This is a genomic window from Microbacterium sp. NPDC057741, from assembly GCF_042798735.1.
Lineage (GTDB): Bacteria > Actinomycetota > Actinomycetes > Actinomycetales > Microbacteriaceae > Microbacterium.
Map to the genome: position 1 here is coordinate 92917 of NZ_JBHVJW010000003.1, position 16760 is coordinate 109676.

Consider the following 16760-nt stretch of genomic DNA (forward strand, 5'->3'; position numbering starts at 1 on the left):
GACCCGCCGGTAGACTTGCCGAATGATCGACCTCGCTCTGCTCCGTGACGAGCCGGACACCATCCGACGCTCTCAGATCGCGCGCGGGAACGCGCCCGAAACCGTCGATGCCGCGATCGAGGCCGACCGATCGCGCCGGGCAGCGATCACCTCGTTCGAGGAGCTGCGCGCCGAGCAGAACGCCTTCGGCAAGCAGGTCGCGAAGGCACCCAAGGACGAGAAGGCCGCGCTGGTCGCGCAGGCCAAGGAGCTGGCCGAGCGCGTCAAGCAGGCGCAGCAGGCGGCGACCGAGGCGGCGGATGCCGCATCCGCGGCGCTGGACCGCATCGAGAACGTCATCATCGACGGCGTGCCCGCCGGTGGCGAGGAGGACTTCGTCGAGCTGCGGCGAGTCGGCGACATCCCCACTTTCGACTTCACTCCCCGCGACCATCTCGAGATCGGCGAGCTGCTCGACGCGATCGACATGGAGCGCGGCGCGAAGGTGTCGGGCTCGCGGTTCTACTTCCTCAAGGGCCTCGGTGCGCGCCTCGAGATCGCGCTGATGAACATGGCGCTCGACAAGGCGCTGCAGAACGGCTTCACGCCGATGATCGTCCCCACCATGGTGCGGCCCGAGATCATGCAGGGCACCGGCTTCCTGGGTGAGCACGCCGACGAGGTCTACCGCCTCGAGGCGCAGGACATGTACCTGGTCGGCACCAGCGAGGTGCCGCTCGCGGGCTATCACAAGGACGAGATCGTCGACCTGTCGAAGGGGGCCCTGCGCTACGCCGGCTGGTCCACCTGCTACCGCAGCGAGGCCGGCTCGTACGGCAAGGACACCCGCGGCATCATCCGCGTGCACCAGTTCAACAAGCTCGAGATGTTCGTCTACACGACGGCCGAGGATGCCGAGGCCGAGCACCTGCGTCTGGTGGCGCTGCAGGAGGAGATGCTCACCGCTCTCGGCCTGTCGTACCGGGTGATCGACGTCGCCGCGGGCGACCTCGGCTCGAGCGCCGCGCGCAAGTACGACATCGAGGCGTGGGTGCCCACGCAGGACGCCTTCCGCGAGCTCACGTCGACCTCGAACTGCACGACGTACCAGGCGCGCCGGCTGGACGTGCGGCACCGTACCGAAGAGGGCGGGAAGACGCAGCCCGTCGCCACGCTGAACGGAACACTGGCCACCACCCGCTGGATCGTCGCGCTGCTCGAGACGCACCAGCAGGCGGACGGCTCGGTGCGGGTTCCCGAGGCGCTGCGCCCCTATCTGGGCGGCCTCGAGGTGCTGGAGCCGGTGCAGGCATGACGGCCGCCTCCCTTCCCGCATCCGACACCTGGCTCGTCGCGCTCGACGTCGATGGCACGATCATCCTCGAGGACGAGACGATGAGCCCGGGCGTGCCCGCGGCCATCGGCCGGCTGCGCGACGCGGGGCACATCGTGACCCTTGCGACCGGACGCAGCTGGGGCGGCACCCGCCCTCACCTGGAGTCGCTCGGGCTCGAGCCCGAGTTCGTGGTCTGCTCGAACGGGGCCGTGACCATGCGCCGCGTCGACGGCGAATGGGAGCGTTGGCACGTCGAGACCTTCGACCCTTCGGAGGTGCTCGGGGTGCTCGGCGAGCGGCTTCCGGATGCCCGGTACATGGTCGAGACGGGCACGGGCGAGCGCCTGTTCACCGAGCACATCGAGGACTGGATGCTCGCGAACGGTCGCCAGGTGCCGTTCGCCGAACTGTCCGCCCAGCCGGTCTCGCGCGTCGTCGTCGTGGCGCCGGGCCAGGACGAGCACTACTTCCACGACCTGGTGGCCGAGGTCGGTCTGAACGAGGTCTCGTACGCGATCGGCTGGACCGCGTGGCTCGACATCGCTCCGCAGGGCGTCGACAAGGGCACCGCGCTGGCGCGCGTGCGAGAGCGCCTCGGCCATGCATCCGAGCGGGTGCTGGTGGCAGGCGACGGGCGCAACGACCTGGGCATGTTCGACTGGTCACTGCGCGGCGGGGGCCGTGCGGTGGCGATGGGGCAGGCCCCGGATGTCGTGAAGGATGCCGCCGGCGAGGTCACCGGCGCGGTGGAGGAGGGCGGACTCGCCCTCGCTCTCGATTCGCTGCTGGTCGCCGCGCGCTGAGCAAGGAGTGGGGTGCTCCCCAGTATTTCTCCAGGTGAGCACGGGAGAATGATCGTCGGCTCATCCGGTGTTCCGTGGAAACCGGATAGACTCGACGCCTGATCGTCCGGCCCCGGCCGGGATCGGGAGGGTTGTCCGAGCGGCCGATGGAGCTGGTCTTGAAAACCAGTGAGCAGAGATGTTCCGCGGGTTCGAATCCCGCACCCTCCGCAGCAGATCGAAAGGCACCGATTGAGCGAGTCGAGCACGTCGCGGCGTCCCCTCGCCCGTCATGGTCAGCAGACGAGTCCGTCATTCGTCGGCCAGCTGCTGAAGATCGTCGGCATCTTCGCCGTCGTCGTGCTGGTCAGCGGCTTCGCGGTGGGCGGCTACGTGCTTCTGGGGCTCACCTCCACCGTGCAGGCGAACGCCGTCGAGCTCGAGGGCCAGAAGGCCGTGCCGCCGGACATCGGCGCCTACGAGGGCGGCTTCAACCTGCTGCTCACCGGTGTGGACACCTGTGAGGCCAAGTACGCGCACCTGTTCGGCAAGCGCTGCAAGGGCAGCGACAGCGAGGGCACCCTCAACGACGTGAACCTGCTCATCCACGTGTCCGCGGAGCCGCGGCGTGTGACCGCAGTCAGCTTTCCGCGAGACATGATGGTCCCCATTCCGTCCTGCGAGAACGAGAACGGGCAGGTCAGCTCGGCGATGAGCAAGCAGCCGCTCAACTCGGCCTGGGAGTACGGCGGCCTGAGCTGCGTCGCCAAGACGATCACCGAGCTCACCGGCGAGGACATCCAGTTCGCGGCATCCGTGACCTTCGGCGGCGTGATCGAGATCACGAACGCCATCGGCGGCGTCGAGGTCTGCCTGGCGAACCCGATCAAGGACAAGTACACCGGCCTGGACCTGGCGGCCGGCAAGCACACCGTCGTCGGGCTGGAGGCGCTGCAGTTCCTGCGCACCCGACACGGCGTCGGCGACGGCTCGGACCTCGGCCGCATCGGCAACCAGCAGCAGTACATGTCGAGCCTGGCGCGCAAGCTGATGAGCAGCGAGACGCTGGGCAACATCCCCGTGATGCTCAAGCTGGCCGACACGGCCGTGCACAATCTCACCACCAGCACGACACTCGCCGACCCGATGAAGCTCGTGCAGATCGGCCTCGCCCTGAAGGACGTGCCGCTGAACGACATCGTGTTCGTGCAGTACCCGACCGCCGAGGACCCGGACAACGTGAACAAGGTCGTTCCGGAGTACGACGCGGCTGAGCAGATGTGGGCGGCGATCTCGGCGAACAAGCAGCTCGAGATCACGCACAAGAACACCAAGAACGAGGGTGTCGTGGTCGAGGACACCCCGGCGGCGACCACGCCGCCGACGACCGCCGACCCGGGCGCCACCGCCGCCCCCGACGTGGCGCAGCTGCCGTCGTCGGTCAAGGGCAATTCGGCCGCGCAGCAGACCTGCTCGAACGGAAACGTCCGGCGCTGACCCGCGTCACTGTGCGTGGGGCTGCGTTTCTTCGGCGAGCCCGCGGGTAAGGTGAGGGCTACCCTCCGACCCCGCGAGGGCCGCGACAGGGGGTGCACCTGGTGGGTTCGAGGAGACGGAAGCCGATCCTGCGGCACGGGCCGCAGCGCACGCCCCGGGCCCTCGGACAGCTGATGTCGCTGGTCGGCATCGCCGTCGCGGTGCTGCTGGTCAGCAGTATGGGTGTCGCCGCCTTTGTCATCACGCACCTGGCGGGCACAGCCGCGGCGAACAGCGTGGCGCTCGACGACCCGGCCGAGCTCCCGCCCGACATCGGGGCCTGGGAGGGCGGCTTCAACGTGCTGCTCATCGGTCTGGACAAGTGCGAGAAGGACATCGCCCACCTGTTCGGGAAACGCTGCAACGACAAGGAGCAGACCGGTGATCGCAACGACGTGAACCTGCTCGTGCATGTCTCGAACGACCCGCGGCGGGTCACCGTGGTCAGCTTTCCCCGCGACATGATGGTCGCGCAGCCGGAGTGCACCGACGAGAACGGCACAGTGCACCGGCAGACCAGTCGGGCCGCGATGAACGAGGCGTACGGCCGAGGCGGGCTGAACTGCGTCGCCAAGACTGTCTTCGAGCTGAGCGGCCAGAAGGTCACCTTCGCGGCATCCCTCAGCTTCGGCGGGGTGATCGAGATCACCGACGCCATCGGCGGCGTCGAGGTGTGCCTGGCGAAGCCGATCGACGACCCGAACACCAATCTGCACCTGACGGCGGGGACCCACTCACTCAAGGGGCTGAACGCGCTGAACTTCCTGCGCACCAGGCACGGTCTGGTGGGCGGCAGCGATCTGAGCCGCATCGGCAACCAGCAGTTGTACATGTCGAGCCTGGTGCGCAAGGTGACCAGTGCCGAGGTGCTCGGCAACGTCGGCACGCTGTTGCGGCTGGCCGAGATCGGGGTGAAGCGCTCCGAGCTCAGCGACAACCTCAACCCGCTGCGGATAGCCCAGGTCGGCCTGGCGCTGAAGGACGTGCCGACATCGGACTACGTGTTCCTGCAGTACCCGGTGTTCGACGACCCCGGTGACAAGGCCAAGGTGATTCCCGACGAGGTCTCCGCCGAGACGATGTGGACGGCGATCGCGGAGAACCGGCCGCTGCAGGTCACCCATCAGCGCGGAGCGCGGGAGGGGGTGGTGGATGCCCCGGGGCAGACCACCGCGCCCACGACCCCGCCGACGCCCACCCCGGGTGCGACGGACGGCGCCGTCGAGCTGCCGTCGAACGTCAAGGGGCAGAACGCCGAGGCGCAGACCTGCTCGAACGGCAACGGGCGCTAGACCCGGTCCACGTACCCAGGGATCTCGGCGCGGTCCACGCCAAGGGCCTCCACTGCGGCGACGTATTCGCGGGTGAGCTCCAGCATCCGCCGGTGTCGCTGCGGGGCGTCCAGTTGCGGGGCGACCACTGTGCCGCCGCGTCCCCGCGTCTCGACGAAGCCGTCGGCCTCGAGTTCGCGGTAGCTGCGCGCGACCGTGTTGGCGGCGAGTCCCAGAGAGGCCGCCAGGGTGCGGACAGGAGGCAGCTTCGTGCCCGGCCGCAGCGCACCGCTCGCGATCCGATCGCGCAGACCGTCGCGGAGCTGCTCGAACGGCGGCGTCGCGGAATGGGGATCGATGGCGATGTCGAGTTCGGGCATGGGGGACCTCCTGAGCAGAACGTATCAGGCGTGCGGCGCGCAGATGCCGCTCAGCGGGGCTCGTAGCGCCGCGGACGGTGCGTACGGGACACGAGGGCACGGAGCTGCTCGAGCGGCGCGTCGGCGCCGAAGCAGCCGGCCACCCGCGCCTGCACGAGCACGTTGCCCAGTGCGGTCGCCTCGACGGGTCCCGTGAGCACCGGGAGCCCCGAGCGCTCGGCGGTCGCCTGGCAGAGCAGCTCGTTCAGCGACCCTCCGCCGACGAGTTGGATCGCGTCCACCTGGCGACCGGACAGTTCCGCGGCTGTCGTGACGGCATCGGCGAACGCCGCGGCGATCGACTCGACGATCGTGCGCACCAGAGCGGGCCTCTCCTTCGGCACCGGCTGCCCCGTTGCGCGGAGTACGGCGGCGATGCGCTCCGGCATCCCGCCCGGCGCCGCCAGCGACGGGTCGTTCGCAGCGAACAGCGGGACGGGGCCGTCGATGGATGCCGCGTGCGCGAGCAGCGCCGGCAGGTCGGTCGGCGCGCCGTCGTGCGTCTCCCACTCGCGCACGCACTCGCTGAGCAGCCAGAGCCCCGTGACGTTGTGCAGGAATCGGATGCGGCCGTCGACGCCGAGCTCGTTGGTGAAGTTCGCCGCACGTGCGGCGTCCGTCACCACGGGCGCATCGAGCTCCAGTCCGACCAGTCCCCACGTGCCGCACGAGATATAGGCAGAGTCCGGCGAGGGCAGGGGCGCCGCGACCACCGCGGAGGCGGTGTCGTGCGAGCCGACCGCGACGACGGGCAGGTCGGCGCCGATCCGCGCGGCGACCCGGGGGGAGAGGCGTCCGATCAGTGTCCCGGCGTCGACGAGGGGCGGCAGGATGCCGGAGTCCACGCCGATCCGCTCCGCGAGCTCTGCATCCCACTCGCCCGTGCGCACCGAGAGCAGCCCGGTCGTGGAGGCGTTCGTGCGCTCGGCGACCCGAGTGCCCGTGAGCAGGAAGGCGAGCAGGTCGGGGATCAGCAGCGCGCTGTCGGCATCCGGCATCCGCTCGTCGACGGCGAACTGGTACAGCGTGTTGAACGGGAGGAACTGCAGACCGCTACGGGTGTACAGATGCTCGAACGGGACAACCGCGTGCACGTTGTCGACGCCCCGCGCCGTGCGATCGTCGCGGTAATGGAACGGCTCGGCCAGCAGCATCCCCTCCCGCAGCAGACCGTAGTCGACCGCCCACGAGTCGATGCCGATGCTCTCGACGGCGGGCTCGCGGCGCACGGCCTCGGCGATGCCGTCGAGGATGTGCTCGAGCAGGGCCCCGAAGTCCCAGTGCAGGCCGTCCTCGCGCTGTACCGGCCCGTTCGGGAAGCGCGCGACCTGCTCGAGGTCGAGCGTTCCCGGGCCGACGCGGCCGATCATCACCCGGCCGCTGGTGGCGCCGAGGTCGACGGCCGCGAAGGCGCGGGAGGTCATGAGGGGCGTCCTTCGTCTCGTCGCTGCGCTCCTCGCTCAGGAGCCGGGAGGGGGGAGCTTCCGGGTCCTTCGTCTCGTCGCCGCGCTCCTCGCTCGGGAGCCGGGAGCTGGGAGCTTCGGGGTCCTTCGTCTCGTCGCTGCGCTCCTCGCTCAGGAGCCGGGAAGGCGCTGTTCATCGCAGGAACGCGGCGGCGACGCCGGAGTCGACGGGGATGTGCAGGCCCGTCGTGCGGGACAGCTCCGGGCCGGTGAGCACGTAGACCGCGTCGGCGACGTTCTCGGGCACGACCTCGCGCTTGAGGATGGTGCGGTTGGCGTAGAACTGACCCAGGTCCTCCTCGGCGACGCCGTAGGTGGCGGCGCGGTTGGCTCCCCAGCCGCTGGCGAAGATGCCGGAGCCGCGCACGACACCGTCCGGGTTGATGCCGTTCACGCGCACGCCGTGCTCGCCCAACTCGACGGCCAGCAGCCGCACCTGATGGGCCTGGTCGGCCTTGGTGGCGGAGTATGCGATGTTGTTCGGGCCGGCGAAGACGGAGTTCTTCGAGGAGATGTAGATGATGTCGCCGCCGAGCTTCTGGTCGATGAGCACCTTCGCGGCGGCCTTCGAGACCAGGAACGATCCCTTGGCCATCACGTCGTGCTGCAGGTCCCAGTCCTTCTCGGTGGTCTCCAGCAGCGGCTTGGACAGCGAGAGTCCGGCGTTGTTGACGACCAGGTCGACGCCGCCGAAGGCGAGCACGGCCTGATCGAGCGCGGCCTGCACGGCATCCGCGTCTGCGACGTTCGCGGCCACGCCGATCGCGACATCCGCGTTCCCGAGCTCGGATGCTGCGGCCTGCGCCTTCTCGAGGTCGAGGTCGGCGACGACGACGCAGGCGCCCTCGGCAGCGAGGCGGGTGGCGATGGCCTTGCCGATGCCGGATGCGGCGCCGGTGACGAAGGCGACCCGGCCCTGGTGGGTCTTCGGCTTCGGCATCCGCTGCAGCTTGGCCTCTTCGAGCGCCCAGTACTCGATGCGGAACTTCTCGGCATCCGAGATGGGGGCGTAGGTCGAGAGCGCCTCGGCGCCGCGCATGACGTGGATGGCGTTCAGGTAGAACTCGCCCGCGACACGGGCGGTCTGCTTGTTCGCACCGTAGGAGAACATGCCAACGCCCGGGATCAGCACGATCAGCGGGTCGGCGCCGCGGATCGCGGGGGAGCCCGACGTCGCGTGAGCGTCGTAGTAGGCCTGGTAGTCGGCGCGGTACTCGGCGTGCAGCTCGTGCAGGCGCGCGATCTGCTCCTCGGCGGTCGCGGTGGCCGGCAGGTCGAGGATGAGCGGCTTCACCTTGGTGCGCAGGAAGTGGTCGGGGCAGCTGGTGCCCAGCGCGGCCAGCACGGGGGCCTTCTCGGATGCCAGGAACTCGAGCACCGCTTCGGAATCGGTGAAGTGCCCGAGCATCGGCTTGTCTGTGGAGGCGATGCCGCGGATGGTCGGGGCCAGGGCGGCCGCGCGGGCCTGGCGGTCGGCTTCGGGCAGCGCCTCGAAGCCGGCGCGGACCGCGCCGAACGGCTGCTCCTCGCCGTGCTCGGCGATGTACGCGGCAGCGGTGTCGATGATCCACAGCGAGTTCGCCTCGGCCTCATCGGAGGTGTCGCCCCAGGCGGTGATGCCGTGGCCGCCGAGGATGCACCCGATGGCCTCCGGGTTCGCCCTCTTGATCGCCGCGATGTCCAGACCCAACTGGAAGCCGGGGCGCCGCCACGGCACCCACATGACCTTCTCGCCGAAGATCGTCGTCGTGAGCGCCTCGCCGTCGGCGGCGGTCGCGATCGCGATGCCGCTGTCGGGGTGCAGGTGGTCGACGTGCGCGGCATCCACCAGTCCGTGCATGGCGGTGTCGATCGAGGGAGCCGCTCCGCCCTTGCCGTGCAGGCAGTAGTCGAACGCGGCGACCATCTCGTCCTCACGGTCGACGCCCGGGTAGACGTCGACGAGCGCGCGCATGCGGTCCAGCCGGAGCACGGCGAGACCCTGCGCGGTCAGCGTGCCCAGATCACCGCCGGAGCCCTTCACCCAGAGCAGCTCGACCGGCTGCCCGGTCACCGGGTCGGTCTCGGTGCCCTTCGCCGACGTGTTGCCGCCGGCGTAGTTCGTGTTCTTCGGGTCGGTGCCGAGGCGGTTCGAGCGGGCGAGCAGGGCGGCGGCGGTGGGGTTGGTCATGACGGCTCCGTCGATCGGCGTATGAATCGTTTCAAGAATACGGCGAACGAATGCCGGATTGCAAGGCCCTCAGGCTCGTCGGGGCGGGACTCCAGGCGCCGCCGTCGACTCCCGCCACTGAATCGTGAGCAGGTCGGCGGGGCGGGGCGGCGCCTCCTCGCCGCGGACAGCCGCGATCAGGCGCTGCATGGAGTATGCGCCCAATCGTTCGCGGTCCTGTCGCACGCTGGTGAGCGACGGTGAGAGGAAGGCGCTCTGCAAGTGGTCGTCCCACCCGGTGATGCTCATGTCACCCGGGAGCGTCCAGCCTCGGCGGACGGCGGCACGGATCGCGCCGGTGGCGATCACGTCGTTCGCCGCGATCACGGCGAGCGGTCGTGCGTCGTCCGGGAGGGCGGACACGGCTGCCTCGCCGTCCTCGCCGCTCCAGTCGCCGTCCACGACGCCGAGCGACGACACGCCGAGCCGTTCGATGGTCTCGAGGTACGCCTCGCGGCGGGCTCGAGCCGACGGGAAGCGGTCGGGGCCGGCGATGTGCAGGAAGCGCCGATGGCCCAGGTCCGCCAGTCGCTCGATCATCGCGGCGACCGGCTGTGCGTCGGTGAACTCGCCGGTGGCGTGCATCTCCTCGTCGAACTCCCCGGCGGCGAGGGTCACCGGCCCGTCGGCGGGGGATGCCGATGCCGGAAGCGGAGTGAACGCGAGTACGCCCTCGTACTGTCCGGAGTCCTGCACCTCGGTGACGCGCTCGCTGCGGGCATCCGGATCCTGCGGCAGGCTGACCACCTCGACGACGTAGCCGGCCTGCGCGGCGGCCGCCACCGCGCCCGGGATCAGCGTGAGTGGGATCGCACTGGCGATCGGCACAACGATCGCAAGGCGGCCCGTGCGGCGGGTGCGCATGGCTCGGGCGGCGAGGTTCGGGCGGTAGCCGAGATCGGATGCTGCACGCAGAACCTTCTCGCGGGTGGCATCGGAGATGCCGGCGCGGCCGGTGAAGACGAACGAGACCGTCGACTGGGAGACGCCCGCCGCCCGCGCGACGTCGTGGCTGGTGGGGCGCGTCCCCATCGGCATCCTCCTCTTGACGAACCCGGAACCTGTCCGCAATGCTATCCATACGATTTAGTAATACGTAGTAGTGAGTTGAGGAGATCATGCTCAGGATCGGGATCATCGGCACCGGCGGGATCGCGGATGCCCACATCAGCGGCTATCTCGCATTCGGAGAGCAGTGCGAGATCGCCGCGCTCGCCGACGTGCTGCCCGGCAGGGCGGCGCAGAAGGCCGAGTCGTTCGGGCTCGACGCCGCGGCCTATGACGACCCGGCGGCGATGATCGCCGAGGCGGACCTGGACATGGTGAGCATCTGCACGCCGCCGTCGACGCACGCCGCGCTCGCTGTCGCGGCGCTGGATGCCGGCATCCACGTGCTGGTGGAGAAGCCGATGGCGCCCTCGCTGGAGGAATGCGACGCGATGCTCGCCGCGCAGGAGCGCTCCGGCCGTCTGCTGTCGGTCGTCGCGCAGAACCGGTTCCGCGAGGACCTCGCGACCCTCAAGCACGTGGTGGACTCCGGCGTGTTGGGGCCGATCTCACACGTGCGGGTGGATTCCGCCTGGTGGCGCGGCCTGCCGTACTACGACCTGTGGTGGCGCGGCACCTGGGAGAAGGAGGGTGGCGGCTGCACGTTGAACCACGCCATCCACCACATCGACCTGCTGCTCTGGCTGCTGGGGCGCCCCGTCGAGGTCACCGCGATGCTCGCCAACACCCAGCACGACAATGCCGAGGTCGAGGACCTGTCCGTGGCCGTGCTGCGCTACGACACCGGGCTCGCGCAGCTGACCAGTTCCGTGGTGCACCACGGCGAGCAGCAGGAGATCGTCATCCAGGGTGCGAACGCGCGCATCTCGCAGCCCTGGTCGATCGCCGCCGAGCGGTCCAGACCGGACGGCTTCCCGGAGTCCGGCGGCGACGCCGAACTCATCACGCGCATCGAGGCACTGGTGGCGCAGCGCGAGCCGCTCACGCACCTCGGTCACGCGGGGCAGATCGGCGACCTGCTCGCCGCGGTCCGCGAAGGCCGGGCCCCGATCGTCACGGGACAGGACGGCCGCAACGCCGTCGAGGTGGTCACCGCGATCTACAAGGCCGGCTTCGAGCACGAGTTCGTCGCGCTGCCCCTGCCTGCATCCGACCCGTACCACCGAGCAGGGCAGCTCGTCGCACGCGCGCCGCACTTCCACGAGAAGCAGCGCTCGCTGATCGAGGCGGCGTCATGAGCTTCCCGGGCGGGACGTCCGTCTCGCACCTCGATGTGTACGACGATGCTGCCGGCGACGGCATCTGCGGCGGCAGCCCGCACCTGCACCTGGTGTCGACCGAGGCGTATCTCGTGGTCGCCGGCGAGGGTGCGCTGCAGACGATCGACGGCTCCGGGTTCCGCGAGACGCCGCTGAGCGCCGGATCGGTGGTGTGGTTCACGCCGGGCACGATCCATCGTGCGGTGAACCGCGGCGGGCTGCGCGTGATCGTGCTGATGAGCAACGCCGGCCTGCCCGAGGCAGGAGATGCCGTGATGACCTTCCCGGTCTCCGTCGTCGCGGATGCTGCGGCCTACGCCGCGGCGGCTTCGCTGGGCGCCCCGGAGGAGCAGGCCGGTCGCGCCGCGCGGCGCCGCGACCTCGCGGTCGCCGGATTCGAGGCACTGCGGGATGCCGTGCTCGACGGCGATCGGGCGCCGCTGGAGGCATTCCACGCCGCCGCCGGGGCGCTCGTGCGTGAGCGCGCCGCAGCATGGGTCGACCTAGTGGTGACCGGCCCGCTCGCCCAGGCGCAGGAGTCGCTGACTCTGGCATCCGCGGTCGCTGCGGGCGATGTCGGTCACCTCGCGGCGGCGCGCGTTCACGAGGCCGAGGCCTCGCCGGAGGAACGGCGGTTCGGCATGTGCGGCCTGCTGCGCACCTATGACATCTCTGGACAGGAGCATTCGCGGTGACATTCACATTCGACCCTCTGCCCGAGGCGGTCGCCTCACCCGGCGAGTTCGTGTTCGCCGCGGTCGGCCTCGACCACCCGCACATCGATGGGATGGTGCAGGGGCTGCTGGATGCGGGTGGCACTCTGTCACAGGTGTTCGACACCGATCCCGGTCGGCTGGCGCGGTTCACGGCGCGATTCCCGCAGGCGCGGGTCGCGGCATCCGAGCAGGAGGTGCTCGACGACCCCGACGTGCGGCTGGTCGCGAGCGCGGCGATCGCCGGCGACCGCGCACCGCTCGGGGTGCGGGTGCTCGACGCGGGCAAGGACTTCTTCGCCGACAAGCCGGCGATCACGACCTCCGCGCAGCTGGCCGCGGCGAGGGCGGCCGTGGAGCGGACCGGCGGGATCTTCGCGGTCTACTACGGCGAGCGGCTGACCTCGGAGGCCGCACTGCTGGCCGGGCAGCTCATCGATCAGGGCGCGATCGGCCGGGTGCTGCAGGTCGCCTCGTTCGGGCCGCACCGGGTCGGCACCGGCCGGCCGGACTGGTTCTTCGAGCCGGAGCGGTACGGCGGCATCCTGTGCGACATCGGCAGCCACAACTTCGAGCAGATGCTGCACTTCACCGGAGCCCGGGGTGGCGAGATCGTCAGCGCGACGGTCGCCAACTACGCGCACCCGGAGAGCCCCGGCCTGCAGGACTTCGGCGACGCGCACGTCGTGCTCGACAACGGCACGACGGGATACGTGCGCGTGGACTGGTTCACCCCCGACGGGCTGGGCACATGGGGAGACGGGCGCACACTGATCCTCGGCACCGACGGGTACATCGAGCTGCGCAAGTACATCGACATCACTACCGACAACGGCGGCGACCAGGTGCTGCTCGTGAACCAGGACGGCCAGTACCGCTTCGACGCGGCCGGAATGACCGGGTTCCCGTACTTCGGGAGGCTGATCCGGGACTGCCAGGATCGCACCGGGACAGCGATGACGCAGGAGCACACGTTCATGGCCGCGGAGTTGAGCATCCGGGCGCAGGAGGATGCGCGGGTGCTGGCGGGGGAGGGTGCGGCGGCGCCCACCGTTCGCTGAGAACAGGAGATTTACCGAGAACAGGACGGATGCCGGGGGTGCGTCCTGTTCTCGGGTGTTGTCCTGTTCTCGTGTGGGGGCCGGTCAGCGCCCCGCAACCCCCACGCTGATCAGCGGCTCGGGGCGGTGCACGCCGCGCGGGTGGTAGCCGAGAGCATCCGACAGCCCGAGGAGGTCGGCCAAGAGCCAGATGATCGCCGACCACATCTCGGTGCCCTGCAGACCGGGCACACCATCCGGGCCATCGCTGAGCGGGGCGAAGGCGAAGCCCTGGTCGTCCTGCCAGCGGGCGAGCGCCTGTACGAGCTGCCGGCGCGCCCAGGTCTCGCCCTCGGCGCGGCGGTGGCCGGTCTGCTTCGCGGCGAGCCACAGCGGGTGGACGATGTCGAGGATGTTGCACGCGGTCACGCCCTGGGGCGTCTCCAGCATCGGATCGGCGGCGTGCGCGAGCACCGTGTCGATCGCGGCCTCGGGATGCGGCAGCGGCATGCCGAACTGGGCATATGCACCGCGGGTCAGTCGGTAGAAGCCGTTCACGGCCTGCAGCCGCAGCGCATCCGTCTCGGAAGACCCCCACATTCCGGTCTCCGGGTCTGCGTGCGCGGTGAGCCAGCCCAGCATCCCGACGTACGGACCGAAGCCGCCGTCGCCGAGACGGTCGCCGTGGTCGGCCACCGTGAGCGCGACGGCCGTCGCGAGGTGATCGACGGCCGCGCCGTCGCCCCAGGCGCTGTCGCTCCACCGGCGCTGCGCGAGCGTGGTCGCCGCGTCGTCGCCGCTGAGCGCGTGCACCGCGGAGATCGGATGCGGGAGCGCACCGCCGAGCAGTCGGATCGCGTAGCCCACGCTCAGCACGTGGTAGCCGGGGTCGACGCCGGTGTCGGCCGCGTCGAAGAGCCCTGTCTCCGAGTCCTGCAGAGCGGTCAGCCGGGTCAGCAGCTCCTCCGCCTGAAACCCCGGAGGCGGACCGCCGAGGAACAGATCCGCGATCTCGATCGCGTCGCACCACGGGCGCACCGCTGCGGCATCCGTCTGAACGAGCGACGACGGGCGGTCGACGAAGCCGTCGTCCTCGAAGCACCGGGCCAGCACGGCGGGCGCCTGCGCGCGGGCGGTGTCGCCGAAGGCGCGCAGAGCCGCGCGCAGCTCGTCGTCGCTCTCGCCCGCGGCGGCACCGCGACGATCACGGATGACGCGCGCAGGATTCCCTGCGGCGACGGCCCAGTCCGGAACGTCCTTGGTGACCACGGCCCCGGCGCCGATCACGACGTGGTCGCCGATCGCGACGCCATCGAGGATCGTCACGCCGGAGCCGATCCAGACGTCGTCGCCGATCGTGATGCCCCTGCTCCAGGTGCCCTGCGTGAACACCGGGGTGTCGGTCTCCATGCGATGGTTGAAGCCGAGGATCGAGGTGTGCGCGCCGACCCGGACGCCGTCGCCCATCGCGACCTCGCCTCGCACGACGGCGAACGGGTTCACCGAGCAGTCCGCGCCGATCCGCAGATCGCCGGTCAGATACGCGAGCGCGGCGACGTAGCTGCGATCGCCGATCGTGAGGCCGTCGCAGAAGATCGCGGCATTCGAGGCGATCATCACGCCCTCGCCGATGGTCGCGCCGAGTGCGGTCAGCTCGCGCCGGCGGGCATCCTGCGCCGCACCCTCTTCGGATGCCGGGTCGTACTCCCAGGGCAGGAAGTCCACCCGGCGCGGCGCGGTGTCGGTCACGCGCGTGCCGTCTCGGACAGCACCTGCGCGAACCAGTCCGTCACGCGCTCGACGGTGGGGATGAACGCGGGCTCGTGCGGCCGGTTCAGGTGCCCGTGCGCGGTGCCCGGCTCGGTCGAGACGTCGATCGGCACGTCGGCCTCCGCGAGCATCGCGGCGAACAGCTCGCCCGAGACGCGCAGCTCGTCGGCCTCGTCGTTCACCATGATCACCGGCGGGAAACCGGCCAGGTCCGCGGGCGTCGCGAGGCCCGGGACGGCGCTGATCGGAGCATCCGAGCCGACCGGGCCGCCGAGGTATGTCTCGTACATCTGCCGCACCGAGTGCGAGGGGAACCGGTCTGAGTCCGGGTCCGCATCGAGCAGCGCGCGCAGCTCGGCGGGCGCCGCCGGCTGCTCGGCGAGCAGGGTCGGGTAGGCGAGGAACAGGCCGTCCGGCAGGGCATCGGTCTCCACGGCGGGCGCGTGCCCGAGCATTCGCAGCACTGCGCCGGTGACGAGATTCGCGCCCGCGCTCGCCCCGCCGAGGAAGAAGTGCCGAGCGCCCAGCTCCTCGCCGTGGGTGAGCGCCCAGCGCCAGGCACTCACGATGTCGTCGGAGCCCGCCGGGTAGCATCCGCTCCCGTCCTCGTCGACCAGGCGATAGTCGATCGAGATCACGGTCGCCCCGCGCGCGGCGAAGATCCGCGCCACGGCATCCGCCTCAGGCATGTCGAGGTCGCCGTGCACGAAGCCGCCGCCGTGCGCCCACACCAGTGCGGCGCCGCGCAGCGGACCGTCGCCTGCGGGATAGACGCGCACCAGGCCGCCGGCCTCGGAGCGAAGGTCGGTCATGCGCCCCAGCCCGCCTGCGTGCCGCCGACCCTGTCGGCGGCGATGCGCTGCTGGTAGCCGGATGCCGCGTACGCGGCCATCGGGTCGGCGGGCAGCCCGCGCGACTCGCGCCATTCGGCGAGAGCCGGCCGCACGTCGGTGTAGAAGGCGTCCATGAAGACGGCGTTAGCGGCGAGCACGTCGTTCGCCGTCTGCGCGGCGGCGAGCGCCTCGCGGTCGACCAGCAGCGCGCGAGCGGTCATCTCCTGCACGTTCAGCACCGAACGGATCTGACCGGGGATCTTGTCCTCGATGTTGTGGCACTGATCCAGCATGAAGGCGACGTCGGGGTTGTTCAACCCGCCGCCCCGCACGACCTCGAACAGGATGCGGAACAGCTGGAACGGGTCGGCCGCGCCGACGATCAGGTCGTCGTCGGCGTAGAAGCGCGAGTTGAAGTCGAACGAGCCGAGCTTGCCGAGGCGCAGGAGCTGCATGACGATGAACTCGATGTTCGTGCCGGGGGCGTGGTGGCCGGTGTCCAGGCACACCATCGCCTTCTCGCCCAGGGCGGCCACCTGGGCGTAGCTCGTCCCCCAGTCGGGGACATCGGTGTGGTAGAACGCCGGTTCGAAGAACTTGTACTCCAAGACCAGGCGCTGCTCGTCGCCGAGCCGCGCATAGATCTGCTGCAGCGAGTCCTGCAGGCGGTCCTGGCGGGCGCGCATGTCGTTCTGGCCGGGGTAGTTCGAGCCCTCGGCCAGCCAGATCTTCAGGTCGCGCGAGCCGGTCGCGTGCATCACGTCGATGCACGCGAAGTGGTGGTCGATCGCCTTCAGGCGGATGGCGTCGTCCTCGTGCGTGAGGGCGCCGAACTTGTAGTCCTCATCCTGGAAGGTGTTCGAGTTGACGGTGCCCAGCGCCACGCCGTGGTCCTCGGCATGCCTGCGCAGGTTGTCGAAGTCGCACATGTCCCACGGGATGTGCAGCGCGACGGTCGGCGCCAGCGCCGTGTGCTTGTGCACCTGTGCGGCATCCGCGATCTTCTCGAAGGCGTCGCGTGGGGTGCCGGGCGTGCCGAACACGCGGAAGCGGGTGCCGGAGTTGCCGAACGCCCAGGACGGGAGTTCGATCGACTGGCGCTCCAGCGCGGCGCGGATGTCGGGGGACAGCTCTGTCATCAT

At 70.3% G+C, this 16760-nt stretch carries 14 protein-coding genes and 1 tRNA gene; 8 read left to right on the forward strand and 7 right to left on the reverse strand.

Features of this window, described 5'->3' with window-relative positions; translation table 11 throughout:
* Positions 1–22 precede the first annotated feature (22 nt).
* The 5 genes from serS to ACFVDO_RS11440 all read left to right on the forward strand — a co-directional run bounded on the left by serS (position 23) and on the right by ACFVDO_RS11440 (position 4925).
* Positions 23–1294: a serine--tRNA ligase gene (serS, locus tag ACFVDO_RS11420; protein ID WP_378855454.1), complete on the forward strand. Its 1272-nt coding sequence runs from the start codon at positions 23–25 to the stop codon at positions 1292–1294.
* Positions 1291–2118 (forward strand): HAD family hydrolase, encoded by an 828-nt coding sequence (locus tag ACFVDO_RS11425; RefSeq protein ID WP_378855456.1) that lies wholly within the window; start codon positions 1291–1293, stop codon positions 2116–2118. Before serS ends, ACFVDO_RS11425 begins: the two co-directional genes overlap by 4 nt.
* Before the next feature lie 125 nt (positions 2119–2243).
* Positions 2244–2328: transfer RNA gene (locus ACFVDO_RS11430), tRNA-Ser, on the forward strand.
* A gap of 21 nt (positions 2329–2349) precedes the next feature.
* Positions 2350–3594, forward strand: coding sequence for an LCP family protein (locus ACFVDO_RS11435; protein WP_378855458.1), 1245 nt, complete (start codon positions 2350–2352; stop codon positions 3592–3594).
* A 101-nt stretch (positions 3595–3695) separates the two neighbouring features.
* A complete protein-coding gene (locus tag ACFVDO_RS11440; RefSeq protein ID WP_378855460.1) occupies positions 3696–4925 on the forward strand; it encodes an LCP family protein in 1230 nt (409 codons plus the stop codon).
* On the opposite strand, the gene ACFVDO_RS11445 is transcribed toward ACFVDO_RS11440, so the two are convergent.
* From ACFVDO_RS11445 to ACFVDO_RS11460, 4 genes are all read right to left on the reverse strand, one after another.
* Complete coding sequence (locus tag ACFVDO_RS11445) at positions 4922–5284, reverse strand: GntR family transcriptional regulator (protein WP_378855462.1); 363 nt, start codon at positions 5282–5284, stop codon at positions 4922–4924. The two genes, ACFVDO_RS11440 and ACFVDO_RS11445, sit on opposite strands and share 4 nt — an antisense overlap.
* Positions 5285–5334: 50 nt before the next feature.
* Positions 5335–6747, reverse strand: coding sequence for a rhamnulokinase family protein (locus ACFVDO_RS11450; RefSeq protein ID WP_378855464.1), 1413 nt, complete (start codon positions 6745–6747; stop codon positions 5335–5337).
* A 172-nt stretch (positions 6748–6919) separates the two neighbouring features.
* Positions 6920–8956, reverse strand: coding sequence for a bifunctional aldolase/short-chain dehydrogenase (locus ACFVDO_RS11455; protein WP_378855466.1), 2037 nt, complete (start codon positions 8954–8956; stop codon positions 6920–6922).
* Between the two features lie 69 nt (positions 8957–9025).
* A complete protein-coding gene (locus tag ACFVDO_RS11460) occupies positions 9026–10027 on the reverse strand; it encodes a LacI family DNA-binding transcriptional regulator (protein ID WP_378855468.1) in 1002 nt (333 codons plus the stop codon).
* An 86-nt stretch (positions 10028–10113) separates the two neighbouring features.
* Here ACFVDO_RS11460 and ACFVDO_RS11465 point away from each other — a divergent pair, with 86 nt between their 5' ends.
* The 3 genes from ACFVDO_RS11465 to ACFVDO_RS11475 are packed head-to-tail and all read left to right on the forward strand — an operon-like array spanning position 10114 to position 13036.
* Complete coding sequence (locus tag ACFVDO_RS11465) at positions 10114–11241, forward strand: Gfo/Idh/MocA family protein (protein ID WP_378855470.1); 1128 nt, start codon at positions 10114–10116, stop codon at positions 11239–11241.
* Positions 11238–11957 (forward strand): cupin domain-containing protein, encoded by a 720-nt coding sequence (locus tag ACFVDO_RS11470; RefSeq protein ID WP_378855472.1) that lies wholly within the window; start codon positions 11238–11240, stop codon positions 11955–11957. The genes ACFVDO_RS11465 and ACFVDO_RS11470 overlap by 4 nt, the downstream gene beginning before the upstream one ends.
* Positions 11954–13036, forward strand: a complete 1083-nt coding sequence (locus ACFVDO_RS11475; protein WP_378855474.1) for a Gfo/Idh/MocA family protein — start codon at positions 11954–11956, stop codon at positions 13034–13036. Before ACFVDO_RS11470 ends, ACFVDO_RS11475 begins: the two co-directional genes overlap by 4 nt.
* An 84-nt stretch (positions 13037–13120) precedes the next feature.
* On the opposite strand, the gene ACFVDO_RS11480 is transcribed toward ACFVDO_RS11475, so the two are convergent.
* The 3 genes from ACFVDO_RS11480 to rhaI are packed head-to-tail and all read right to left on the reverse strand — an operon-like array spanning position 13121 to position 16757.
* Positions 13121–14764 (reverse strand): acyltransferase, encoded by a 1644-nt coding sequence (locus tag ACFVDO_RS11480; protein ID WP_378855476.1) that lies wholly within the window; start codon positions 14762–14764, stop codon positions 13121–13123.
* A complete protein-coding gene (locus tag ACFVDO_RS11485) occupies positions 14761–15597 on the reverse strand; it encodes an alpha/beta hydrolase (protein WP_378855478.1) in 837 nt (278 codons plus the stop codon). The genes ACFVDO_RS11480 and ACFVDO_RS11485 overlap by 4 nt, the downstream gene beginning before the upstream one ends.
* Positions 15594–16757 (reverse strand): L-rhamnose isomerase, encoded by a 1164-nt coding sequence (rhaI, locus tag ACFVDO_RS11490; RefSeq protein ID WP_378855786.1) that lies wholly within the window; start codon positions 16755–16757, stop codon positions 15594–15596. Before rhaI ends, ACFVDO_RS11485 begins: the two co-directional genes overlap by 4 nt.
* Positions 16758–16760: the final 3 nt, after the last annotated feature.

What these genes read in the sequence shown, in the direction of transcription:
- ACFVDO_RS11450 (WP_378855464.1), bottom strand. Translation starts at nt 6,747, where the DNA reads ATGACCTCCCGCGCCTTCGCGGCCGTCGACCTCGGCGCCACCAGCGGC.
- serS (WP_378855454.1), top strand. Translation starts at nt 23, where the DNA reads ATGATCGACCTCGCTCTGCTCCGTGACGAGCCGGACACCATCCGACGC.
- ACFVDO_RS11485 (WP_378855478.1), bottom strand. Translation starts at nt 15,597, where the DNA reads ATGACCGACCTTCGCTCCGAGGCCGGCGGCCTGGTGCGCGTCTATCCC.
- ACFVDO_RS11465 (WP_378855470.1), top strand. Translation starts at nt 10,114, where the DNA reads ATGCTCAGGATCGGGATCATCGGCACCGGCGGGATCGCGGATGCCCAC.
- ACFVDO_RS11470 (WP_378855472.1), top strand. Translation starts at nt 11,238, where the DNA reads ATGAGCTTCCCGGGCGGGACGTCCGTCTCGCACCTCGATGTGTACGAC.
- ACFVDO_RS11425 (WP_378855456.1), top strand. Translation starts at nt 1,291, where the DNA reads ATGACGGCCGCCTCCCTTCCCGCATCCGACACCTGGCTCGTCGCGCTC.
- ACFVDO_RS11455 (WP_378855466.1), bottom strand. Translation starts at nt 8,956, where the DNA reads ATGACCAACCCCACCGCCGCCGCCCTGCTCGCCCGCTCGAACCGCCTC.
- ACFVDO_RS11460 (WP_378855468.1), bottom strand. Translation starts at nt 10,027, where the DNA reads ATGGGGACGCGCCCCACCAGCCACGACGTCGCGCGGGCGGCGGGCGTC.
- rhaI (WP_378855786.1), bottom strand. Translation starts at nt 16,757, where the DNA reads ATGACAGAGCTGTCCCCCGACATCCGCGCCGCGCTGGAGCGCCAGTCG.
- ACFVDO_RS11445 (WP_378855462.1), bottom strand. Translation starts at nt 5,284, where the DNA reads ATGCCCGAACTCGACATCGCCATCGATCCCCATTCCGCGACGCCGCCG.